19 protein-coding genes and 1 tRNA gene are annotated in these 23,039 nt (G+C 72.7%); 13 read left to right on the top strand and 7 right to left on the bottom strand.

Annotated features, from left to right (window positions below):
- Nucleotides 1-52: 52 nt before the first annotated feature.
- The 3 genes from AW16_RS0102765 (at nt 53) to dusB (ending at nt 3,071) form a co-directional block, all read left to right on the top strand.
- Nucleotides 53-1,228: a sensor histidine kinase gene (locus tag AW16_RS0102765; protein ID WP_051681601.1), complete on the top strand. Its 1,176-nt coding sequence runs from the start codon at nt 53-55 to the stop codon at nt 1,226-1,228.
- Nucleotides 1,225-1,845: a DNA-binding response regulator gene (locus AW16_RS0102760; RefSeq protein WP_029288003.1), complete on the top strand. Its 621-nt coding sequence runs from the start codon at nt 1,225-1,227 to the stop codon at nt 1,843-1,845. Before AW16_RS0102765 ends, AW16_RS0102760 begins: the two co-directional genes overlap by 4 nt.
- 62 nt (nt 1,846-1,907) lie before the next feature.
- Nucleotides 1,908-3,071: a tRNA dihydrouridine synthase DusB gene (gene dusB, locus AW16_RS0102755; RefSeq protein ID WP_029288001.1), complete on the top strand. Its 1,164-nt coding sequence runs from the start codon at nt 1,908-1,910 to the stop codon at nt 3,069-3,071.
- Nucleotides 3,072-3,130: 59 nt separating this feature from the next.
- On the opposite strand, the gene AW16_RS0102750 is transcribed toward dusB, so the two are convergent.
- The gene (locus tag AW16_RS0102750; RefSeq protein WP_029287999.1) at nt 3,131-4,024 is read right to left on the bottom strand and encodes a carbohydrate kinase family protein; all 894 of its coding nucleotides are present in this window, start codon (nt 4,022-4,024) and stop codon (nt 3,131-3,133) included.
- A 67-nt stretch (nt 4,025-4,091) separates the two neighbouring features.
- Between AW16_RS0102750 and AW16_RS0102745 the strand changes: the two genes are divergently transcribed.
- Nucleotides 4,092-5,549 carry an alpha-amylase family protein gene (locus tag AW16_RS0102745; protein WP_029287997.1) on the top strand — a complete coding sequence of 486 codons (1,458 nt, stop codon included), beginning with the start codon at nt 4,092-4,094 and terminating at the stop codon, nt 5,547-5,549.
- Nucleotides 5,550-5,575: 26 nt separating this feature from the next.
- Here AW16_RS0102745 and AW16_RS0102740 read toward each other — a convergent pair whose 3' ends face one another.
- On the bottom strand, nt 5,576-7,285 hold the full coding sequence (locus AW16_RS0102740; RefSeq protein WP_029287995.1) for a glycoside hydrolase family 13 protein: 1,710 nt from the start codon (nt 7,283-7,285) through the stop codon (nt 5,576-5,578).
- Between the two features lie 63 nt (nt 7,286-7,348).
- Nucleotides 7,349-8,413 carry a LacI family DNA-binding transcriptional regulator gene (locus tag AW16_RS0102735; protein ID WP_029287993.1) on the bottom strand — a complete coding sequence of 355 codons (1,065 nt, stop codon included), beginning with the start codon at nt 8,411-8,413 and terminating at the stop codon, nt 7,349-7,351.
- 247 nt (nt 8,414-8,660) lie between these two features.
- On the opposite strand from AW16_RS0102735, the gene AW16_RS0102730 reads away from it, so the two are divergent.
- From AW16_RS0102730 to AW16_RS0102700, 7 genes are all read left to right on the top strand, one after another.
- Nucleotides 8,661-9,929 carry a maltose ABC transporter substrate-binding protein gene (locus AW16_RS0102730; RefSeq protein WP_029287991.1) on the top strand — a complete coding sequence of 423 codons (1,269 nt, stop codon included), beginning with the start codon at nt 8,661-8,663 and terminating at the stop codon, nt 9,927-9,929.
- A 168-nt stretch (nt 9,930-10,097) separates the two neighbouring features.
- Entirely contained in the window at nt 10,098-11,720 is a 1,623-nt protein-coding gene (locus AW16_RS0102725) for an ABC transporter permease subunit (protein WP_029287989.1), read from the top strand.
- A 1-nt stretch (nt 11,721) separates the two neighbouring features.
- Nucleotides 11,722-12,630, top strand: coding sequence for a sugar ABC transporter permease (locus AW16_RS0102720; protein ID WP_029287988.1), 909 nt, complete (start codon nt 11,722-11,724; stop codon nt 12,628-12,630).
- Complete coding sequence (locus tag AW16_RS0102715; RefSeq protein ID WP_029287986.1) at nt 12,627-14,480, top strand: glycoside hydrolase family 13 protein; 1,854 nt, start codon at nt 12,627-12,629, stop codon at nt 14,478-14,480. The genes AW16_RS0102720 and AW16_RS0102715 overlap by 4 nt, the downstream gene beginning before the upstream one ends.
- A 22-nt stretch (nt 14,481-14,502) precedes the next feature.
- Entirely contained in the window at nt 14,503-15,789 is a 1,287-nt protein-coding gene (locus AW16_RS0102710) for a deoxyguanosinetriphosphate triphosphohydrolase (protein WP_029287984.1), read from the top strand.
- Nucleotides 15,790-15,837: 48 nt separating this feature from the next.
- Entirely contained in the window at nt 15,838-17,775 is a 1,938-nt protein-coding gene (gene dnaG, locus AW16_RS0102705; RefSeq protein ID WP_029287982.1) for a DNA primase, read from the top strand.
- An 82-nt stretch (nt 17,776-17,857) separates the two neighbouring features.
- Complete coding sequence (locus tag AW16_RS0102700; RefSeq protein WP_029287980.1) at nt 17,858-18,964, top strand: hypothetical protein; 1,107 nt, start codon at nt 17,858-17,860, stop codon at nt 18,962-18,964.
- A 17-nt stretch (nt 18,965-18,981) separates the two neighbouring features.
- Here AW16_RS0102700 and AW16_RS0102695 read toward each other — a convergent pair whose 3' ends face one another.
- Nucleotides 18,982-19,773, bottom strand: a complete 792-nt coding sequence (locus AW16_RS0102695) for a transglutaminase family protein (RefSeq protein ID WP_029287978.1) — start codon at nt 19,771-19,773, stop codon at nt 18,982-18,984.
- 272 nt (nt 19,774-20,045) lie between these two features.
- Between AW16_RS0102695 and AW16_RS0102690 the strand changes: the two genes are divergently transcribed.
- On the top strand, nt 20,046-20,831 hold the full coding sequence (locus AW16_RS0102690) for a phosphatase PAP2 family protein (RefSeq protein WP_051681600.1): 786 nt from the start codon (nt 20,046-20,048) through the stop codon (nt 20,829-20,831).
- A gap of 22 nt (nt 20,832-20,853) precedes the next feature.
- Here AW16_RS0102690 and AW16_RS0102685 read toward each other — a convergent pair whose 3' ends face one another.
- From AW16_RS0102685 to AW16_RS0102675, 3 genes are all read right to left on the bottom strand, one after another.
- Nucleotides 20,854-21,333: a YbaK/EbsC family protein gene (locus AW16_RS0102685; protein WP_029287974.1), complete on the bottom strand. Its 480-nt coding sequence runs from the start codon at nt 21,331-21,333 to the stop codon at nt 20,854-20,856.
- A gap of 102 nt (nt 21,334-21,435) precedes the next feature.
- Nucleotides 21,436-21,508: transfer RNA gene (locus AW16_RS0102680), tRNA-Asn, on the bottom strand.
- A 79-nt stretch (nt 21,509-21,587) separates the two neighbouring features.
- Nucleotides 21,588-22,100: a hypothetical protein gene (locus tag AW16_RS0102675; protein ID WP_051681599.1), complete on the bottom strand. Its 513-nt coding sequence runs from the start codon at nt 22,098-22,100 to the stop codon at nt 21,588-21,590.
- A gap of 107 nt (nt 22,101-22,207) precedes the next feature.
- On the opposite strand from AW16_RS0102675, the gene AW16_RS0102670 reads away from it, so the two are divergent.
- Nucleotides 22,208-22,996, top strand: a complete 789-nt coding sequence (locus AW16_RS0102670) for a DUF1206 domain-containing protein (protein WP_029287971.1) — start codon at nt 22,208-22,210, stop codon at nt 22,994-22,996.
- Nucleotides 22,997-23,039 lie beyond the last annotated feature (43 nt).

Below are 23,039 nucleotides of genomic sequence, written 5' to 3'. Positions count from 1 at the left end.
CGTCGGCGCCACCCGCGTCGGGGCCGACGAGGCCGACGATAGGTTGGCCCGCGTGAGCAGCGCCGACCCCCGACCCACGGTCGTCCCGTACGGCGGGTCGCCGTTCGGACCGCAGGGCAGCCCCCGCGCGGGACGTGTCATGCGCGTCGTCGGCCCGGTCATGGGCGTCGTCTGGGTGGTGTTCCTCGCGCAGCCCTGGCAGGCCGCGTGGGAAGCGCCGCACGGCGTCGGCCGCGTCGTGTCGCTGGTCGCGATCCTCCTGCTCGCGGCGAGCTTCGCGTGGGTCGTGTTCACCCGAGCACCCAACGACAGGCCCCTGTCGCGCCGCTCCGCGGTGCTGCTGCTCACGGGCCAGGCGGTGCTCGTGGCGCTGTCGTGCATCGCTGCGCACGAGGACGGGCTCGTCGGGCTCGTGTTCATGTCCGTGAGCGCGGTGTTCCTGCTCCGCGCGCCGCGTGCCCTGGGGGTCGCGCTGTGGTCGTGCGCCATCGTGCTCGTCGTGCCGCGGCTCGTCCCGGGCTGGCACACGATCGACGACCTCGTCGTCTCGCTCGTGCTCGCGTCGCTGTCGGTCTTCGGCTTCACGATGCTCGTGCTGCGCAACCGCCAGCTGCAGGCCGCGCGCGACGAGGTCGCGGTGCTCGCCGTCGAGCGCGAGCGCGAGCGCATCGCACGCGACATGCACGACGTGCTCGGCCACTCGCTCACGGTCATCTCGGTCAAGGCGGAGCTGGCGGCGCGCATGTTCGAGGTGGACCCGGCCCGCGCCCGCGACGAGATCCTGCAGGTCCAGTCCCTGGCCCGGTCAGCGCTCGCGGACGTGCGCGGCATGGTGACGGCGACGCGTGCGGTGACTCTCGCGGGCGAGCTGGCCGGTGCGCGGCAGGCGTTCGACTCGGCCGCGATCGAGGCGGAGATCCCCGGGTCGAGCGACGAGGTCCCCGAGCCCCTGCGCGTGCTGTTCGCGTGGGCGTTGCGCGAGGCGACGACGAACGTCCTGCGCCACGCGGCGGCCACCCGGGTCCGCGTCACGATGACCGCGGACACCCTCACGGTCGACGACGACGGCGACGGACCACCGGGTGAGGCGCCCGGCGACGCTGTCGGCGACGGCAACGGCCTGCACGGCCTCGTGGAGCGCGCGCGGCAGTCCGGGGCGCGTGTCGAGGTCTCGCGCGGCCCGCTCGGTGGCTACCGACTGCTCGTCACGACGAAGGAGGTGGCGTGAGCGCGCCCATCCGGCTGGTGCTGGCCGACGACCAGGCCCTCGTGCGCGGTGCGCTCGCGGCGCTGCTCGACCTGGAGCCCGATCTCGAGGTCGTCGCGCAGGTCGGGCGCGGGGACGAGGTCCTGGCCGCGGCGCGCGACGCGCGCGCCGACGTCGCGCTGCTCGACGTGGAGATGCCGGGCCTGGACGGCATCACGGTCGCCGCCGAGCTCCGCCGCGCGCTCCCGTCGTGCCGTTCGCTCATCGTGACGACGTTCGGTCGCCCTGGGTACCTGCGCCGCGCGCTCGACGCCGGGGCGAGCGGCTTCGTCGTGAAAGACACGCCCGCCGAGCAGCTCGCGGACGCGGTGCGTCGCGTGCACCGAGGCCTGCGCGTCGTCGACCCCGATCTCGCGGTCGAGTCGCTGGCCGTCGGCACGAGCCCGCTGACCGAGCGCGAGCGGGACGTGCTCGTCGTCGCCGCGAAGGGCGGCACGGTGGCCGACATCGCGCGCGAGGCGTTCCTCTCGGAGGGGACCGTGCGCAACTACCTCTCGGCGGCGATGGGCAAGACGGGCGCACGCACGCGCGCCGAGGCGGTGCGGATCGCGCAGGAGAACGGCTGGCTGCTGCAGTAGGCCGCTCTGCGTCGGCCGCCGCTGCAGCAAGCCGGGCTCCGGGCGTGGGGGACACTGGTGCCGTGAGCCCCACCTCTACCCGCGTCGCGCCCCCGTTGCACATCGGCCCGCTGACGATCGACACCCCGGTCGTCCTCGCGCCCATGGCCGGTGTGACGAACGCGGCGTTCCGTCGGCTGTGCCGTGAGTCCGGCGCCGGCCTGTACGTCGCGGAGATGGTCACGAGCCGTGCGCTCGTCGAGCGCGGCGAGGAGTCGATGCGGATCATCTCGCACGAGCCCGACGAGAAGCCGCGCTCGGTCCAGGTCTACGGCGTGGACCCCGCCACGGTCGCCGCGGCCGTGCGGCTCATCGCGAGCGAGGACCGCGCCGACCACGTCGACCTCAACTTCGGCTGCCCGGTGCCCAAGGTCACGCGACGCGGCGGCGGAGCCGTGCTGCCCTGGAAGCGGGACCTGTTCCGCGCGATCGTGCGGTCCGCCGTCGACGCGGCGTCGCCGTACGGCGTGCCCGTCACGGTCAAGATGCGCAAGGGGATCGACGAGGACCACCTGACCTACCTCGAGGCCGGTCTCGTGGCGCAGGAGGTCGGCGTCGCCGCGGTCGCGCTGCACGCGCGTACGGCCGCCGACTACTACTCGGGCACCGCCGACTGGGAGGCGATCGCGCGCCTCAAGGAGACCGTGACGGACATCCCCGTGCTCGGCAACGGTGACATCTGGTCCGCCGAGGACGCGGTCGCGATGGTCGAGCAGACGGGCTGCGACGGTGTGGTCGTCGGACGTGGCTGCCAGGGGCGGCCGTGGCTGTTCGCGGACCTCGCGGCGGCGTTCGCCGGGTCCGACGAGCGTGTGCGGCCGGGGCTCGCCGAGGTCGCGGTCGTGGTCCGTCGGCACGCCGAGCTCATGGTCGAGCACTTCGGCGACGAGTCGAAGGCGCTGCGCGAGATGCGCAAGCACATGGCCTGGTACTTCAAGGGGTACGTCGTCGGGGGAGAGGCGCGCGCAGCGCTCGGCCTCGTCTCGACGATGGCCGAGCTCGACGACCGCCTCGCGGTGCTCGACCTCGACCAGCCCTACCCGGGGGCACCCGCCGAGGGGCAGCGCGGGCGGGCGGGGTCACCCAAGCGCCCGATCCTGCCGTACGGCTGGCTCGACTCGCGCGAGCTGTCCGACGAGTTCGCGCGTGAGCTGCACGAGGCGGAGCTGAGCGTCTCCGGCGGCTGACAGGACGCGCGCGACGTCGTCCCAGGGCGCTGACGGCACGGTTCAGGCAGGTCGCACGTTCACGCGGGTCGCACGTCGATCGTCGTCGCCAGCTCGACGACGGCCTGCACGCTCGCGTGCGGTGCTCCGAGGTCGCGCCCGCCGACCGCGATCGCACCGGCCGCGGATGCCCAGGCCAGCGCGTCGGCGGTGGGTCGCCCTGCGAGCGTCGCCGCGAGCAGCCCGGACACGAACGCGTCCCCGGCGCCGTTGGTGTCCACGACGTCCACCGGTGCGGAGGGCACGTCCCACCAGGTCGTGCCGTCGAACGCCACCGCGCCCGCTGCGCCGCGCGTGCACACGGCGAGCGCGGCACCGCCGACCACGCGGGCCTCGAGGTAGGCGTGCGGATCGGGCAGCCGGGCGTCGCTCACGACGAGGACGTCGGCGGCGTCGGCGAACGCGCGCGGGTACTCGGCGGTGCCGTCGTCGTCGTGCACGTCGCACCACACGGGGACGTCGAGCGCGCGTGCGGCGCGCAGCAGCGGTCGGGACGACTCGGCGAGGTCCAGGACGGCGACATCGGCCAGCGCGAGCGTCTCGAGCACGGCCGCGGGCGGGTCGGGCGACACCGCGGCGGGCAGCTCGAGGTAGATCGACACGCGCGAGCCGTCGTCGGCCATGAGGTTGAGGTGCCGCTCGGTGCGTCCCGCCCGCGCGGGCGCGGCGAGGAGGCGCACGTGCGGGCCGAGCGCGGTGCGCACCAGGTCGGCCTCGTCGTCGTGGCCGAGCAGCGTCGCGAGCGTGACGTCGACGCCGAGCGCAGCGAGGGTCACCGCCTTGCCGGCCGACGTGCCGCCGAGACCGTCGTCGAGCCCGCTCGCGAACAGCGTGGCGGGCCGCGGCTCGGGCAGCTCGGGCAGGCGCACGAGCGTGTTCCACGAGGCGGCTCCGTTGACGAGCACGTGAGGCACGTCGACCACGCTACTGTGACGATCCCTGGAAATTGCTGCAAAAGTTGCAACCGACTCGGGAGTGTCGATGACGATGTCCCGCCGAGCGCGCGTCGCGCTCGTCGTCTCGCTGGCCCTCGCAGCCCTCGCCGGCTGCACGTCCGCCGCGCCGCCGGACCCGGCGCGCTCGCCCGCGGCGGACGGCTCCGGACGTGACGTCGGCATCGAGATGTTCCAGTGGACCTGGGACTCGATCGCGCGCGAGTGCACCGACCAGATCGGACCGGCGGGCTACGCGTGGGTGCTGACCTCGCCGCCGCAGGAGCACGTGCTGGGCGAGCAGTGGTGGACGTCGTACCAGCCCGTGAGCTACCTCGTGGAGTCCAGGCTCGGGACGCGCGAGCAGTTCGCGGAGATGGTCCGCACGTGCCACGCGGCGGGCGTGCAGGTGTGGACGGACGCCGTGCTCAACCACATGACCGGGCAGGACGCCCCGGGTACGGGCTGGGCGGGGTCGTCGTTCTCCCACTACGAGTACCCGGGGATCTGGACGCGGGACGACTTCCACCACTGCGGGCTCACCGCGGGCGACGACATCGCCGACTACCACGACGCCGACCAGGTCCAGACGTGCGAGCTGCTGAACCTCGCGGACCTCGACACCGGCAGCACGCGCGTACGCGAGCGGCTCACGCGGTACCTGCAGGACCTGCTCTCGCTCGGCGTCGACGGGTTCCGGATCGACGCGGCCAAGCACATGGCCCCGCAGGACGTCGCGGCGATCCTCGCCCCGCTCCCGGCGGGCACCGGGATCGTCCAGGAGGTGATCCGTGGGACCGACGAGCCCGTGCAGCCCGAGCAGTACCTCGCCAACGGCAAGGTGTACGAGTTCACGTTCGCGAAGGAGCTCGAGGGCGTGCTCGCGGGTACCCCTGGCCTGTTCCTCGACCTGGGGTCGGCGACCGCCCGGTACGTGCCGTCGAAGGACGCCGTGGTGTTCGTCGACGACCACGACACCGAGCGCGACGGCTCGACCCTCGCGTACCCGGACCAGGACTACCTGGCCGCGAACGTGCTCATGCTCGCGGGCGCGTACGGCACACCGGAGGTCATGTCGGGCTACGCGTTCTCGGACCGCGACGCAGGACCTCCGCAGGACGCGAAGGGCCTGGTCCTCGACGCGTCGTGCGCGTCGGACGTCGGGCCGGTACGGACGTGGCAGGACGGCGACCGCGTGTGCCAGCACCGGTGGCCCCAGATCGCTGCGATGGTGGCGTGGCGCGCGGTCGTCGGTGACGCGGCCGTCGTCGACACCTGGTCGGACGGCGACGCCGTCGCGTTCGGCAGGGGCGAGCGCGGCCTCGTCGTCGTGAACGCCGGCGACCAGGCGTTGACGACGACGCTGCACACCTCGCTCGCGGACGCCTCCTACTGCGACGTGCTGGCGTCGTCGTGCACGGCGACGAAGGTCTCCGACGGGCAGGTCACCGTGACGGTGCCCGCCCACGGGGCGGCTGCGTTCGACGTCGCGCACCTCGCGCCCTGAGGCGCGTGCCGTTCAGCTCGTGCCGTTCAACGCGTGCGCAGCCAGGCAGTGGTGTCCGCGGGAAGCGTGCCGTCGCCCGGCAGGTCCGCCGACGAGAGCAGGACGGCGGCGCCCTCGGGCAGCGCCACGGGCAGGGACCCGAGGTTCGCCACCACCAGGACGTCGCGGTTCCGGAACGCGATCACGTCGTCCCCGAACGTGTGGTCCCACGTCAGGCCGCCCGTGCCGAGCCGGTCTGCGCGCCGCGTGACCAGCGCGGCCCGGTAGGTCTCGTACGTGGAACCGGGCACGCCGCGCTGGACATCGGCGGCGTAGGCCGTCCACGACGCAGGCTGGGGGAGCCAGGTCAGGCCGGCGGGCGAGAAGCCCAGACCGGGGGCCCCGGCCTCCCACGGCAGCGGCACGCGGCAGCCGTCGCGTCCGCGCTCCGCACCGCCCGTGCGGAAGTAGGCGGGATCCTGGCGCAGGTCGTCGGGGAGATCGGTGTGGTCGGGCAAGCCCAGCTCCTCCCCCTGGTACAGGTACGCCGAGCCGGGCAGGCCGAGCATCAGCAGGGAGGCCGAGCGTGCCCGGCGCAGGCCGAGCTGCTCGTCGGGCTGCTCGTCGCCGCGGCCGATCCCGTTGGGGCGCGCGTTGGGCTCGGACAGGCCGAGCCGTGAGGCGTGACGCACGACGTCGTGGTTCGACATCACCCAGGTGGTGGGCGCACCCACCGAGTCGTTCGTCGCGTAGGAGGCCTCGATCACCTCGCGCAGCGCGGGTGCGTGCCAGGGGGTAGCGAGGAACGCGAAGTTGAAGGCCTGCTGCATCTCGTCGGGCCGGACGTACCGGGCGAGGCGGGACAGCGGCTCGACCCACGCCTCTGCGACGAGCGCGCGGTCGCCGTCGTAGGCCGCGAGCACGCGGTTCCACGCGCGGTAGATGTCGTGCACGCCGTCCTGGTCGAACATGGGCCCCTGGTTCCCGGAGCCGGTCACCTCGTCCGCGCGGTCCAGGGGGTCGACGCCGTCCGAGCCGTCGATCATCGACACGTGCCCGGACCAGTCGGGCAGCCCGGGAGCCTTGACCATGCCGTGCGCGACGTCGATCCGGAACCCGTCGACGCCGCGGTCGAGCCAGAACCGGAGCACGTCCTCGAACTCGGCGCGGACCTCGGGGTGCTCCCAGTTCAGGTCCGGCTGACGCGAGTCGAACAGGTGCAGGTACCACTGACCGTCGGGCACGCGGGTCCACGCGGGGCCGCCGAAGATCGAGTCCCAGTTGTTCGGCGGGAGCTCGCCGCTCTCGCCGCGTCCCTCGCGGAAGTGGTACCGGGCGCGCTCGGCCGACCCCGGTGCGCTCGCAGCGGCGGCGCGGAACCACACGTGCTCGTCGGACGTGTGGTTCGGCACGAGGTCGACGACGACACGCAGGCCGAGGCCGTGCGCGCGTGCGAGCAGCGCGTCGAAGTCGTCGAGCGTGCCGAACAGCGGGTCGACGTCGCGGTAGTCGGCGACGTCGTAGCCCGCGTCGGCCTGCGGCGAGCGGTAGAACGGCGACAGCCAGACGGCGTCGACGCCGAGCGCCGCCAGGTGGTCGAGCCGCGACGTGACGCCGGGCAGGTCGCCGACCCCGTCGCCCGAGCCGTCGGCGAACGAGCGCGGGTAGACCTGGTAGATGACGGCGTGCCGCCACCACTCGCCGTCCGAGTCGGACGGGGCGTGCACGAGCAGGGAGCGGGTGTCGAGCGAGGTCACGAAGGGCCTTTCACGAGAGGGCGCGCGGGATCGCGCACGCGACGAGGTGGTCGGGTCCGGAGGTCAGAGCGCCGCGGCGAGCGGGGTGTGGTCGGCGAGCGCCGGCGCGGCGCCGGTCGAGCCCCGGACGATGAGCTCGGGGTGGAACTTCAGCTCGGTGCGGGACGCAGGCGTGCCGTTGATCTCGGACACCAGAGCGGACACGGCCGCGTGCCCCATCGCGAGGACCGGCTGGCGCACGGTGGTCAGCGGCGGGTCGGTGAACGCGATGAGCGGCGAGTCGTCGAAGCCGACGACGGACACGTCCCCGGGGACGGACAGGCCCTGCGCGCGTGCGCCCCGGATCGCGCCGAGCGCCATCAGGTCGGACCCGCACACGATCGCGGTGTGCCCGCTCGCGATGAGCTCGAGCGCGGCGGCCTGACCGCCCTCGACGGTGAACAGCGTGGAGACCACGTGCCCCGTCGGGTCGTCGACACCCAGGTGCCGCTGCAGGTTCGCGGTGAACTCGGCGCGCTTGCGCGCGGCGGGGACGAAGCGGTCGGGGCCGATCGCGAGCCCGATGTTGCGGTGGCCCAGCGAGACGAGGTGCCGGAACGCGAGGTCGAGCGCCGCGGCGTCGTCGGTCGAGACGCTCGGGGCGTCGACGCCGTCGGCGTGGCCGTTCACCATGACGATCGGCATGCCGCGCGCGCGCAGGCGGTGGTACCGGTCCTTGGACGCCGCGCTGTCGGCGTGCAGGCCGGAGACGAACACGATGCCGGCGACGCCGTGCTCGAGGAGCATCTCGACGTACTGGTCCTCCGTGGTCCCCCCGGGGGACTGCGTGCACAGCAGGGGCGTGTAGCCGCGTTCGGTGAGCATGGACTCGATGACCTGCGCGAACGCCGGGAACACGGGGTTCACGAGCTCCGGGACGACGAGGCCGACGAGCCCCGCGGACCGCGTGCGCAGCTTCTCGGGCCGCTCGTAGCCGAGGACGTCGAGTGCCGCGAGCACCGACTGGCGGGCCTGTGCGGAGACGCCGTGCTTGCCGTTGAGCACGCGCGAGACCGTGGCCGTGCTGACGCCCGCCTGGTCGGCGAGATCGGTCAGACGCGTGCGCACGGGGGGCAGCGTTGGGGACACGGGACCTCCTCGTCCTGGGTCGGTCGTGCGGTGGTGGAGCAGCTCCTGCAAGGTGATCCGTGCAAGTTCTCAGCGATCTCGGGGTGCAGCACTCAGACGTTGAGCGCGGCTCTGAAACCGTTGCCTGAAAGTTACCGTAACGACTTGCAAGGCTGCTTGCAACGAGGCTACGTTCGGCGCATCAGGCCAGCGTCGGTGGTGAGGAACCCTGCCGCAGGCACCTCCACTGACACCCAGGAGAACGAAGATGCGACGGAGCATCCCTGTCGTTGCCGCGGCCCTCGGCCTCGCGCTGACGATGACCGCCTGCTCGAGCGGCGGCAGCAGCACCGGTGACCAGACCTCGGCGCCTCCGAGCGAGGCGCCCACGAGCGCAGCCCCCACGCTGTCCGGCACGCTGACGATGTGGGTCGACGAGACGCGCATCGACGTCATGAAGCCCATCGTCCAGGAGTTCACCGCGCAGACGGGCGTCAAGGTCGACCTGGTCCAGAAGGTGTCGGGCGACATCCGCACGGACTTCGTCAAGCAGGTCCCCACGGGTCAGGGCCCGGACGTCATCATCGGCGCGCACGACTGGACCGGTGAGTTCGTCAACAACGGTGTGGTCGCGCCCATCGAGCTCGGCGACAAGGCGGACGGCTTCGCCACCTCCGCCATCCAGGCGTTCACGTACGACGGCAAGCTCTACGGTGCGCCGTACGCGATCGAGAACATCGCGCTGGTCCGCAACAACAAGCTCCAGCCCGAGACGACGGCCAAGACCTTCGACGACCTCGTCACCGAGGGCAAGAAGGCCGGCAAGAAGTACTCGGTCCTCATCCAGCAGGGCGACCAGGGCGACGCGTACCACCTGTATCCGCTGCAGACGTCCTTCGACGCCCCGATCTTCAAGCAGAGCGGTGACGGCTCGTACACCAACGAGCTCGGCCTCGGCGGCGCGAACGGCGACAAGTTCGCCAAGTACATCGCCAAGCTCGGCAAGGAGAAGGTCCTGTCGGCCAGCATCGGTGGCGACCAGGCCAAGGCCGCGTTCGAGAAGGGCGACTCGCCCTACATCGTGACCGGCCCCTGGTACACCACGGAGTTCACGCAGAAGGGCATGGACATCTCGGTCCTGCCCGTCCCGAGCGCGGGCGGCTCGGAGGCCAAGCCGTTCGTCGGCGTCCAGGGCGCGTTCATCTCGTCCAAGTCCAAGAACCCGCTGCTCGCGCAGGCGTTCGTGACCAGCTTCCTCACGACCGAGAAGGTTCAGACGGAGCTCTACAAGGCCGGCGGTCGCCTGCCGGCGCTCAAGGCCTCGGCCGAGCAGGTCGACGACCCGGTGCTCAAGGGCTTCAACGAGGCCGGGGCGACCGGCGCGCCGATGCCGTCGATCCCCGAGATGGGTGCCATGTGGGCCTTCTGGGGCACCACGCAGGTGCAGATCATCAGCGGCCAGGCCAAGGACCCGGCAGCGGCCTGGACCAAGATGGTCAAGAACATGCAGGACGCGATCGACAAGGCCGGCAAGTAGCACGCCGGTAGTCGACGAGGTCGCCCCGGTCCACGCTGGCCGGGGCGACCTCCAGCCGTCGCAGCGACGGCACCCACATCCCCGCAGGTCCGCCGTGCGCGCCGCTCAGGCCCGGTGGACACTGCCCTCACAGGCAGGGCGCGACGACGCGCCCGACGGAGGCCGGCCATGTCCCACCAGCAGACCATCACCCCCGAGGACGAGGGGACGCCACCTCGACCGCCGGGCGAGCGGCCGAGGAACGGCACGGGCGGTGTGAGCCATGCGCGCGACTTCGGGCGGGGCTTCTGGGTCAAGCTCGTGCTCGTCGCCCTCATCGACGCCGGCGCGGTCTACGGCATCCTCTCGGCGGTGTCGGTCTCCCAGTGGGCGATCGCCGGCTTCCTCGTGCTCGCGCTGGTGCTGGTGAACTGGGCGTACTTCTCGAAGCGTGCCCTGCCCGCGAAGTACCTGCTCCCGGGCTTGGTCTTCCTGTTCGTGTACGTCATCTTCTCTGCGTGCTACACGGCGTTCATCGCGTTCACCAACTACGGCGACGGCCACAACTCGACCAAGTCCGACGCCGTGCAGGCGATCCTCATCCAGAACGAGCAGCGCGTCGAGGGTTCAGCCGCGTACCCGCTCACGATCGTGAGTCAGGGCGGGACGCTGGGCTTCGCGGTCGTCCAGGACGGGACCGTGGAGGTCGGCACGCAGGACGACCCGCTCGCACCCGTGACGGGGGCCACCGCCGACGGGGACAAGGCGGCGACGGTCCCCGGCTGGGACGTGCTCGGGTTCGCGCAGATCGCGCAGGAGCAGGACGCCGTCGTGAACTTGCGCGTCCCGGTCTCCGACGACGCCGCCGACGGCTCGCTGCGCACCTCCGACGGCCTCACCGCGTACGTCTACCAGTCGACGATGACGTACGACCCGGCGACCGACACGATGACGGACTCGGCAACGGGGACGGTCTACACCGCCGACGACCACGGCAACTTCCGTTCGGCGGACGGCACGGCGCTCACGCCGGGCTGGCGCGTGACCGTCGGCTTCGAGAACTTCACGCGCGCGTTCACCGACAGCCGGATCTCGGGCCCCTTCCTGCAGATCCTGGTCTGGACCTTCGCGTTCGCGTTCTTGTCCGTGCTCACGACCTTCGCGCTCGGGCTGTTCCTCGCCGTCGTCTTCAACGACCCACGCATCCGCGGTCGGAAGGTCTACCGCGCGCTCCTGATCCTCCCGTACGCCTTCCCGGGCTTTCTCGCGGCTCTCGTGTGGAAGGGGATGCTGAACGTCGACTTCGGCTTCGTCAACCAGACGTTGCTGCACGGCGCCAGCATCCCGTGGCTGACCGACCCGTGGCTCGCCAAGCTCTCCGTCCTCATGGTGAACCTCTGGCTCGGGTTCCCGTACATGTTCCTCGTCTGCACGGGCGCCCTGCAGTCGATCCCGGGCGACGTGCTCGAGTCGGCGAAGATGGACGGCGCGAGCCCGGTGCGGGTCCAGCGCTCGATCGTCTTCCCGCTGCTGATGGTGTCCGTCGCACCGCTGCTGGTGTCGTCGTTCGCCTTCAACTTCAACAACTTCTCGCTCATCTACATGCTCACCGGCGGCGGTCCCGACTTCCAGGGGACCCCGATCATCGTCGGGCACACCGACATCCTCATCTCGATGGTCTACTCCGTGGCCTTCGAGTCGGGCGTGAAGCAGTACGGCTTCGCGAGCGCCCTGTCCATCCTGATCTTCGTGATCGTCGGCGTCATCTCCTGGTGGGGATTCCGTCGGACCCGTCGCCTCGAGGAGCTCTGACATGTCGTACACCGAGGTCCGTGCTCCCAAGGCGACCGCCACCAACGTCAACGCCGACCACGTCCGCGGGCTGCGGTGGTGGAAGGAGATCGGCTGGCGTCACGTCGTCGGCGTCGTGATGATCATCATCTGCGTCGTGCCGCTGCTCTACGTGCTGTCGGCGTCGCTCGTCCCGGGAGGGACGCTCACCGGGTCGAACCAGCTCTTCCGCAGCTTCGACCTGTCGAACTACACGAACCTCGGGGACCGGGGATTCTGGAGCTGGGCGCGCAACTCCCTGATCGTCTGCACGGTCACGGCGATCGGCACGGTCCTCATGGGCGCCGCCGCCGCGTACGCCTTCTCCCGGTTCCGGTTCCGTGGTCGGCGTGGCACGCTCACGGGCCTGCTGCTCGCGCAGATGTTCCCGCAGACGCTCGCGTTCGTCGCGATCTTCCTGCTGCTCCTGACGATCGGCGAGGTGTTCCCCGCGCTGGGCCTCAACAGCCTGCTCGGCCTCATCTGCGTCTACCTCGGCGGCGCGCTCGGCGTGAACACGTTCCTCATGTACGGGTTCTTCAACACGGTCCCGCGCGAGCTCGACGAGGCCGCGAAGATCGACGGCGCGACGCACGCGCAGATCTTCTGGACGATCATCCTGCGCCTGGTGACGCCGATCCTCGCCGTGGTCGGGCTGCTGTCGTTCGTCTCGTCGTTCGGAGACTTCCTCATCGCGAAGGTCGTGATCCAGCGCCCGGAGCAGTACACCGTCGCGGTGGGGCTCTACTCGCTCGCGGCGGACGAGCGGACGGCCCCCTGGGGTCTGTTCGCGGCGGGTGCGGTGGTCGCAGCCATCCCGGTGATCCTGCTGTTCATGTTCCTGCAGCGCTACATCGTCGGCGGTCTGACCTCGGGGTCCGTGAAGGGATGAGCGGTCCGTCCCACCAGCTCGGCCCGCACCACGACGGGTCGGAGCTGTACGTCCCGCGCGCCACGCCGCGGCTCGGCGACGTCGTCCCCGTGCGCCTGCGCGTACCGGCCGGCGGCGACGAGCGTGCGGTGTGGGTGCGCACGGTCCGTGACGGCGAGCCACGGATGTCGCTCGCGCGGCTCGACCACGCGGATGCGCACGAGCGCTGGTACGTCGCGGACGTGCTGGTGCACAACCCCGTCACCGGCTACCGCTTCCTGCTCGACGAGCCTGGCGGCTACCGCTGGGTCAACGGCACGGGCGTGCACGATCGCGACGTCACGGACGCGGCCGACTTCCGGCTCACGGTGCACGCGCCGGCGCCGGGCTGGCTCGACGACGCGGTGGTCTACCAGGTGTTCCCGGACCGCTTCGCGCGCTCGTCGGGTCACGACGGGCCTCCCGCGGGACCGCTGCCGGACTGGGCGCTCCCCGCAGACTGGTCCGACGAGCCCATCGCGCAGGGCCCGGGAACGCCCGAGCAGCTGTACGGGGGCGACCTGGCCGGGATCGAGCAGCACCTCGACCACCTGCAGCGGCTCGGAGTCGACACCCTCTACCTGACACCCGTGTTCCCGTCCCGGTCGAACCACCGCTACGACGCGACCACGTTCGACGAGGTGGACCCGCTGCTCGGCGGGGACGCGGCCTACGCGTCGCTGTCCGCCGCGCTGCACGGCCGCGGCATGCGCCTGGTCGCCGACCTCACGACGAACCACACGGGCGCCGGCCACGAGTGGTTCGCACGCGCTCGCGACGACAGCTCGTCGACCGAGGCGTCGTTCTACTACTGGACCACCGGCGACCCTGGCTACGTCGGGTGGCTCGAGCACGCCTCGCTGCCGAAGCTGGACTACCGCTCGCCCGAGGTCACCGCTCGCATGATCGACGGCCCGGGCTCGGTGATCGGGCGCTGGCTGCGCGCGCCGTTCTCGGTGGACGGCTGGCGCATCGACGTCGCGAACATGACCGGCCGCTACGGCGAGCTGGATCTCACGCACGAGGTCGCGCGCACCATCCGCGCGACGATCGAGGCGCAGAACCCCGACGCGGTGCTCGTCTCGGAGCACTTCCACGACGCCGCGGCCGACCTGGGCGTGGGCGGCTGGCACGTCAACATGAACTACTCCGCGTTCACGCGACCCGCGTGGACGTGGCTGGGGGAGCCGGGGACGCCGGCGTCGTTCATGGGACTGCCCGCACCGGTGCCGCACCGCGGCGCGGGGTCGATGGTCGCGACGATGCGCGACTTCGACTCCGCCGTCCCGTGGTCCGTGACGCGGCACCAGTGGAACATGCTCGCGTCGCACGACACCGCTCGCCTGCGCACCGTGGTCGGCTCCGCGGCGCTGCAGGAGGTCGCCGCGGCGCTCCTGCTGACCTACCCGGGCACGCCCGTGCTGTTCGCGGGCGACGAGGGCGGCGCGACCGGCGTCAACGGCGAGCACGCGCGCGTCCCGATGCCGTGGGACGACATCGCGGCCGGCGGCGGTCCGCGCTGGGACCCCGCGACGTTCGAGGTGTACCGCGCGCTCATCGCGCTGCGCCGCTCGTCGCGAGCGCTGCGGGACGGCGGGCTGCGCTGGGCCGTCGTGGCCGACGACGCGGTCGCGTACCTGCGCGAGACCCGCGACGAGCGGGTGCTCGTCCTCCTCGCGCGCTCGCCGTGGTCCGGCGCGACGTTGCCCCGCCACCTCCTGACGCGCGGCGCGGCGACGACGCTGTACGGCGACGTCGACCTCGCGGCCACCGACGACGGGCTCGTGCTGCCGGGGGCCGGCCCGACGGTCGGGGTGTGGCGGCTGGCCTGAGGTCGATCGTTAGGCTGGGTGCGTGACCGCGCTCGACGAGACCCGCGCCCTCGACGGCTACGTCGGCGCGGACCGCGAGCGGTGGGTCACCGAGGGCTCGAAGTCGCGGTCGCGCACGGCGTTCGAGCGCGACCGGGCTCGCCTCGTCCACTCGTCGGCCCTGCGGCGCCTCGGCGCGAAGACCCAGGTGCTCGGTCCGTCGTCCGACGACTTCGTGCGCACCCGCCTCACGCACACGCTCGAGGTCGCGCAGGTGGGCCGCGAGATCGGCAAGGCACTGGGGTGCGATCCGGACGTCGTCGACACCGCGTGCCTCGCGCACGACCTCGGGCACCCGCCGTTCGGGCACAACGGCGAGCGCGCGCTCGCGCAGCTCTCGCGCGACATCGGCGGGTTCGAGGGGAACGCGCAGACGCTGCGGCTGCTGACACGGCTCGAGCCGAAGGTCGTCGGCCCGGACGGGCGGTCCGTCGGTCTCAACCTCACGCGCGCGTCGCTCGACGCATCGGTCAAGTACCCGTGGCGCTACCTGCAGGGTCCGGTCAGCGCCGCGAGCGGGCGACCGACGCACAAGTTCGGTGTCTACGAGGACGACCTGCCCGTGTTCGAGTGGCTGCGCCGCGACGCTCCCGAGGGCCGCAAGTGCCTCGAGGCCCAGGTCATGGACCTGGCCGACGACATCTCCTACTCGGTGCACGACGTCGAGGACGCGGTGGTGGGCGGGCGCCTGGACCTCGCCGTGCTCACGCAGCCCGACGAGCGCGAGCGCGTCGTCGAGGCCGTCAGCACCTGGTACGGCGACGCGGTGAGCGCCGACGGGCTGCGCGACGCGATGGACCGTCTCGTGCGCGCCCGGCTGTGGGGCCACGGGTTCGACGGTTCGCGCGCTGCGCTCGCGATGCTCAAGGACGCGACGAGCCAGCTCATCGGCCGGTTCGCGAAGGCGTCGCAGAAGGCGACGCGCGAGGAGTTCGGCCCCGGGCCGCTCACCCGGTACGCGGCGGACCTCGTGGTCCCGCACGGCACGCTCGCGGAGATCCTGGTGCTCAAGGGCCTGGCCGTCGCCTACGTGATGGCCCCCCGCGAGCTCGAACCTCTGTACCAGCGCCAGCGCGAGGTGCTGACCGACCTGGTGCACGTCCTGTCCGAGCGGGCGCCGATCGCGCTCGAGCCGCCGTTCGCCGCGGACTGGCGCGAGGCGGCCGACGACGCCGCCCGACTGCGCGTCGTGGTCGACCAGGTCGCGTCGCTCACGGACGTCTCCGCCGCCGACCTGCACGCCCGCCTCGTCCACCCGCCGCGGCACTGATCCACGGCCCGCGCCTGCGGCAAGGCCGGGGCGCCTAGACTTCGGGCCGTGGCGGGACGCATCCGGCGGGAGGACGTGGAGGCGGTCCGCGAGCGCGCCCGGATCGAGGAGATCGTCGGTGCGCACGTCACGTTGAAGCCCGCGGGCGTCGGGTCGCTGAAGGGCCTGTGCCCGTTCCACGACGAGCGCTCGCCGTCGTTCCACGTCCGCCCGCACGTGGGTCGCTACCACTGCTTCGGCTGCGGCGAGGGCGGGGACGTCATCTCGTTCGTGCAGAAGGTCGACGGTCTCGGGTTCACGGAGGCTGTCGAGTACCTCGCGGGGCGGGTCGGCATCCAGCTCAGGTACGAGGAGGGCGGCGCGCCGCGGCCGGGCGAGGAGCCCGGCAAGCGGCGTCGACTCGTCGAGGCCCACGCGGTCGCCGAGCAGTTCTACCGCGAGCAGCTGGTCAGCCCGGGCGCGGCTGCAGGTCGCGCGTTCCTGGCCGAGCGCGGTTTCGACCGCGGCGCGGCCGAGCAGTTCGGCGTCGGCTTCGCACCGCAGGGGTGGGACGGGCTGCTGCGGCACCTGCGCGGACGCGGGTTCACCGAGGCGGAGCTGCTGGCGTCGGGTCTCGTCAGCCAGGGCCAGCGCGGCATCTACGACCGGTTCCGCGGCCGCCTCGTGTGGCCGATCCGCGAGGTCACGGGCGAGACGATCGGCTTCGGTGCGCGCCGCCTGTTCGAGGAAGACCCCGGACCCAAGTACCTCAACACCCCGGAGACCCCGCTCTACCGCAAGTCCCACGTGCTGTACGGGCTGGACCTCGCCAAGCGGGAGATGCAGCGCGAGAAGCGCGTGGTCGTCGTCGAGGGCTACACCGACGTCATGGCGATGCACCTGTCGGGCGTCGGGACCGCGGTCGCCACGTGCGGCACCGCGTTCGGCTCGGACCACGCGCGCGTCGTGCGCCGCCTGATCGGCGACAGCGGTGGCAGCGGGGGCGTCCAGCTCGCGTCCGGCACGTCCGTGGGCGGCGAGATCATCTTCACGTTCGACGGCGACGAGGCCGGGCGCAAGGCGGCCCTGCGCGCGTTCGGCGAGGACCAGACGTTCTCGGCGCAGACGTTCGTGGCCGTCGAGCCGAGCGGCCAGGACCCGTGCGAGCTGCGGCAGTCGCGCGGCCCCGACGCCGTGCGTGCGCTCGTCGCGGCCCGGCGTCCGCTGTACGCGTTCGTGATCCAGTCCACGCTCGCCGCGTACGACCTCGCGACGGCCGAGGGCCGTGTCGGTGCGCTGCGGGCCGCGGCGCCCGTGGTCGCGGGGATCCGGGACGCCGCGCTGCGACCCGAGTACACGCGCCTGCTCGCGGGCTGGCTCGGCATGGAGGACGTCGAGCCCGTCCGCCGAGCCGTCGCGCAGGCGTCGCGCGGGGGAGCGCCCGCCGATCGCGGGCAGCGCCGGCTCGACGAGCGCACGACGAGCGACGCGGCGCCCGCACCGGTCCGCATGCCGGTGCCCGACCGCCGCGACCCCGTCGCGCAGGTCGAGCGCACCGCGCTCGAGGTGGTGCTGCAGCAGCCGCTGCTCGTGCCGGAGCAGTTCGACGAGCTCGCCGCCGACGCGTTCGCCGCACCCGCCTACCGTGCCGTGCACGAGGCGATCCGTGCTGCTGGCGGCCTCGCGGTCGCGAGACCTCTGAGCACGCCGGACGACGCGACCGGCTGGGTCGGAGCGGTGATCGAGGAGGCGGCGGAGCCGGTGCGCGCGCTCGTCACGGAGCTCGCCGTCGCGCCGCTGCCCGAGGATCGTCCAGAGGCGATCGCGGACTACGCGCGCGGCGTCGTCGTGCGCCTCGTGGAGATGGGGTTCACGCGGCACATCGCCGAGCTGCGCGGACGCCTGCAGCGCATGGACGCCGACGCCGACCCCGCCGCGTACTCGGCGGCGTTCGCGGAGCTGGTGGCCGTCGAGGGCCGCCGCCGGACGTTGCGCGAGAGCGCCTGACGCGTATCTGAGGACGACCCGCATCACCCTTACGGGTGACAGGGTCCGCCCTCGGACCGACCTTCGACGTCAGGACGACGTCATGACGGCACAGATCTCGCACCCGCTCGTCGCGGTCGACGCCCCGGCCGCGCGCGGCGCACGTCCACAGCACCGTCCGGACGGACGCGCCGGGGCAGCGCCGGGCCCCGACGCGTTGCCCGCCCCGCACGCCCGGTGGTGGTCGCACTCCACGCGCGTGCAGCCCTGGCAGGTCGAGGTGCGTCATCGAGTCGACGACCTCGAGGTGCAGGCCCGAGGCGTCCCGGCACCCCGGCGCTCCGACATCGACGCGCAGCTCGCGGCGGCCCGCAGAGCGACGCTGCCGCCGTTCCCGCGCCGGCAGTGGTGGAACGGCACCAGCATCGAGACGGCGTGGAGCTGCGTGCACCTCGCGCAGTCGCAGCTGCCGCTGGTCGTCGCCGACACGGCCCTGGCGCGCTACGTCGTCGACGCCCGACGTCGCGCGGTGCTCCGCCTCGCCAAGGGCGACCCCGTGCGTCTCGCGCTCGAGGACACGGACCTGGCCGGCCGTGTGCAGGAGGGCGCCGCGACCGACGAGGACCGTGTCACGGTCGGTGCCGCGCTGCAGGCGGCGCTCGAGATCGGCGACGACGAGCACCGCCGGCTGCGGGACTGGCGCAATCGCCTGCTCCGGGTCGCCGCGCTCGCGACCGTCGCGCTCGCGCTCACCCTCGTCGTCGCCGGCACGCACCCGGGCTTCCTGCCGCTGTGCGTCGCCGAGGCGGGCGCTGCGCCGGTGTGCCCGGGCGGTGGAGCACCGGGGGCGGACGACGCGCGGGTGGTCGCGTTCCTCGGTGCGCTGGGCGGGGCGCTGGCCGCGATCGTCGCGATGCGCCGTGCGAGCCCCGGGGCGTCGCCGTACCGGATCACCCCGGCGCTGTCGCTGCTGCGGGTGCCGCTGGGCGGGCTCACGGCGGTCGTCGGTGTGCTCCTCGTGCAGAGCGGCGAGGTCCCGGGCCTGGCGCTCACCCGGGTCTCGCAGGTCGCCGTCTTCGCCCTCCTGTTCGGGTTCTGCCAGGAGCTGGTGACACGTCTGCTGGAGAGCCGCGCACGCGTGGTCCAGGACGCGACGCGTGGCAGGACGTCGAAGGCCGACGCGCACGACGTCGCCACGGACGAGTCGTGACGTCGAGCGCTCACGCCTCAGCGCAGCACGTGGGGCCCGTCGGTCGTCGGCTGCTCGCCGTGCGTGGAAGCGGTCACGGTCATCGCGCGCAGCGTGAGCGAGCCGCCGTAGTAGGAGAGGAACGCCGTGTCGGTGGCATCCCGGCCGGTCGCGATGCGCAGGAGCGAGCCCAGCGGAGCCAGCCGGGTCGCGTCCACCACGAGCCACGTCCCGTCGACGTACGCCTCCGCGACGGCATGGAAGTCCATCGGCTTGAGCCCGGGTGCGTAGACCGAGGTCAGACGGGCGGGCGTGTCGCACGCGCGCAGCAGCGCGACGACGAGGTGCGCGAAGTCCCGGCACACGCCCCGGCGCTTGAGGAGGGTGTCGGTCGCGCCGTCGGTCGGCAGGCTCGAACCCGACAGGTACGTGACGTGCCCGTGCACCCAGTCGACGACCGCGTCGAGCAGCTCGGAGCCCGCGAGGCCGCGGAACTGGTCACGCGCGAACGCGAGCAGCCGGTCCGAGTCGGCGTACCTGCTCGGGCGGCGGTACTCGACGAGGTCGACGTCGTCGACGGCGGGCACGTCCGCCTGCCCGTGGACCACCGCGGAGTAGTCGACGACGACGCGACCGGCCGGGGCGAGCACACGGTGCACCCGACCTCCGTGGGAGGTCTTGATCTCGAGGGCGTCGAGCGGACCGTCGTCGTGCCTCACCGCGAGCTGCTCGGACCGGTCGTAGGCGCCGTCCGCCACGGCGACGGAGAGGATGAGCTCGAGCGGGGCGCGCACGTCGAGGCTGAGGTGGGATGTCACGGTGCGCAGCACGGCCGCGAGGTTCCTTCCCCGGCCGTCGGCGGCCGGACCATCAAGAGGGGCAGCGCAAGTGTGAGGCAGAGGTCCCCGGGTGTCCAGCGGGCGGACAGCGTCCTCGCCGCGTGGCCCAGATCACCGCGAAACTGTCCGTTCCTGTGCCCGAAAACGCCTGTACACCGCACGTTCGAGTGCCACAATCGGAGCATGCCTACGGTTCGTGCGGTACCCCGTCGCGGCCTGGTCGCGCGCGCCGCGCGCGCGGTGCTCGACATCGAGGCAGGCGCGTGACGTCGCGTCCCGTGTCGCAGGGGGAGGCGACGGGGGCGAAGCGGGCGCGGCACGTGCTGATCGCACGCGAGGCCGCGATCATGGTCGCGATCTACGTCGTGTACTCGATCATCCGCAACCACGCGCCCAACCGCACCGCTCTGGCCTTCCACCACTCGCGAGAGATCCTGCGCGTCGAGACGTGGCTCGGCGTCGACGCCGAGCACGCGATCAACCACTGGGCGGCGAGCTTCCTGCCTGGGATCACGGTCGCCAACTACATGTACGCGACGTTGTTCCTGCCGTCGGCCATCTTCGTGCTGGGCTGGATGTGGTTCCGCACGCCCGGCATCTATCACGCCCACCGGACGGTCCTGGTGGTCATGACGACGATGGCGCTCGCGATCTACTGGGCTTTCCCGGCGGCGCCACCGCGACTGCTGCCCGGCGCCGGGTACATCGACACCGTCGAGGTCTTCGGCATCTGGGGCAAGGCCCCGGGCGAGGGCGGGCACGGCGTGTCCAACCAGTTCGCCGCGATGCCGTCCATGCACTTCGGCTGGGCGCTGTGGTGCGGCGTGGCGTTCTTCCGGGCGACCGTCGTGCGCTGGCAGCGCGTGATCGCGGTGCTCTTCCCCACCGCGACGTTGTTCGTCATCATCGCGACGGGCAACCACTTCCTGCTCGACGCGGCCGCGGGTGCGGCGGTCTTCGGGGTGTCGTGGGCGCTCGTGGTGGTCGTCCAGCGGATGTTCGCACCGACCCGTGTCGAGGAGCCGGTCGACCTCGCGGCGGCCGCCTGACCGCCAGCTCGACGGCGGGAGGTCAGCCCGGCTCTACCGCGGTGGGCGTGCCGCCCGTGACGCGCACCAGCTCGGCGTAGCTCGTCGGGAACACCGTCCGCGCGTGGCCGGCGGCGGCCCACACCTCGTCGTACGTGCCCAGGTGCACGTCGACGAACGTGCGCACGGGAGCCGGGTGCCCGAGCGGTGCGACACCGCCGATGACCTGTCCGGTCGCGTCCTTCACGACCTCCTTGGACGCGCGCGTGATCCGGCCGTCGAGCTGCTCGCCGAGCCACGTCGTGTCGACGCGGTGGGCGCCCGACGTGAGCACCAGGACAGGCTCGTCGTCGAGCAGGAACACGAGCGAGTTCGCGATCTGCCCGACGTCGACCCCGAGGGCGTCGGCGGCGAGCTGCGCCGTGGTGACGGCGTCGTCGAGCCACCGCACGCGTGCCTCCACACCCCGGTCGGCGAGGTCGGCGACCACGCGGTCGACCGCGGGGTGCGAGGAGGCTGCCATGACCGCAGCGTAGGGGAGCGCAGCGGCTCGAGCAGCGTCGGCGCGTCCCACGGCGAAAGGGGCGAGGCCCCGACCAGCGGTGCTGGTCAGGGCCTCGATGTGCTCCCCCGACTGGACTCGAACCAGTAACCCTTCGATTAACAGTCGAATGCTCTGCCAATTGAGCTACGGGGGATCGTGCGGGAAGAACTCTAGCAGCCGGCGCAGGGTGCTCCGGACACCCGGCAGGGGCGCGGGCGGGTGCGCGACGAGCGTCAGCGCGGAAGGCCTGCGGCGTCGCGGACGTCGTCCTCCGCGGCGTCGACGAGACGCGCGACGACGGGGTCGGCGAGGTCGACGTCGGGGTCGGCGAGGACCTGGCTGAACAGCTCGCCGTCCTCGTCGCGCCGCAGCGCGACCCGGGCGCGCCGACCACCCGGGAGCGCGACGTTCGTCGTGTGCACGACCGACTGCTGCACCCGCTCGCGGAAGGTCTGCGCGACGGCCACGGACGCGCGGTCGTCGGCGAAGGCCAGCTCGCTCGACCCACCCCACACCCACCGGACCACGAGCGTGCGGGTCGCGGGGTCGAGCGCACCGTGGTCGACGTCGGCCCACGGGGTGCGCAGGATCTCGCCGGGTGCGAGCACGTGCAGAGCGAGACGGCTGCAGACCACCACGCGCTCGTCCGCGAGCGTGGCCGAGGCGAGCACGCGGTCGCCGGGGCGCAGCGCGACGCGCGCACGGTCGGCGGCCGTCAACCGACGACTGCGGGGCGAGGTTGGCACGGTCCCACGCTACCCGCGCAGGCGCCGGCTTCCGGTCGCACACCGGGCCGTGGCCTGCCACGATCGCCACCACGTGCCTGCGGCAGCGGGCTGGCGAGGAGGAGCGGATGTCGGGGACGACGACGGCCCAGCGCGGCTGGCAGCTCGCGGCACGGTCCGGGTACGTGACGAGCGGTGTGCTGCACGTGCTGATCGGGGTGCTCGCGGTGCGGGTCGCTCTCGGCAGCGGCGGCGGGCACGCCGACCAGTCCGGAGCGCTCGCGACGATCGCGCGCACGCCCTTCGGAGCGATCGTGCTGTGGGCCTCGTTCGTGGCGTTCGTCGCCCTCGGCACGTGGCAGGCCGCGGTCGCGCTGCGCAAGCAGCCGACGAGCCAGGGGTCCGGGACCGGCGACCGGGTGCAGGCGGCCTTCCGCGCCGTGCTCTACCTGGCCCTGGCGGTCACGTCCCTGTCCTTCGCGCTCGGCAGCGGTCGGTCGAGCTCGAAGCAGACCTCCGATGCGACGCAGTCCCTCATGTCCGCACCGGGCGGTCGCATCCTGGTGGGTGTCGTGGGCGTGGCGGTCGCGGTCGGTGGCGTCGTCTACGCGGTCAAGGGTCTGCGTCGCACGTTCCTCGAGGACCTCCACGGGCTGCCGCCCGGTCCGGCCGGCGCGTGGTCGCGGCGGCTCGGCGTCGTCGGGTACGTGGCCAAGGGCATCGCGCTCGCGATCGTCGGCGTGCTGTTCGTCGTCGCTGCCGCGAAGCACGACCCGGACAAGGCGACCGGGCTCGACGGTGCCCTGCGCACGCTGCGCGACGCGCCGGCGGGAACGTGGCTGCTGGTGGCGGCGGGAGCGGGGTTCGTGGCGTACGGGCTGTACTCGTTCGTCCGCGCGCGCTACGGCCGGCTCTGACCGGCCGCGGTCCTGACGCCGCAGCCCCGACCCGTGCCGGAGC

The organism is Cellulomonas sp. HZM (assembly GCF_000708885.1).
Classification (GTDB): domain Bacteria; phylum Actinomycetota; class Actinomycetes; order Actinomycetales; family Cellulomonadaceae; genus Cellulomonas.
Note: the sequence above shows the minus strand (reverse complement) of the source record. Positions and strands in the feature narration are given on the sequence as shown.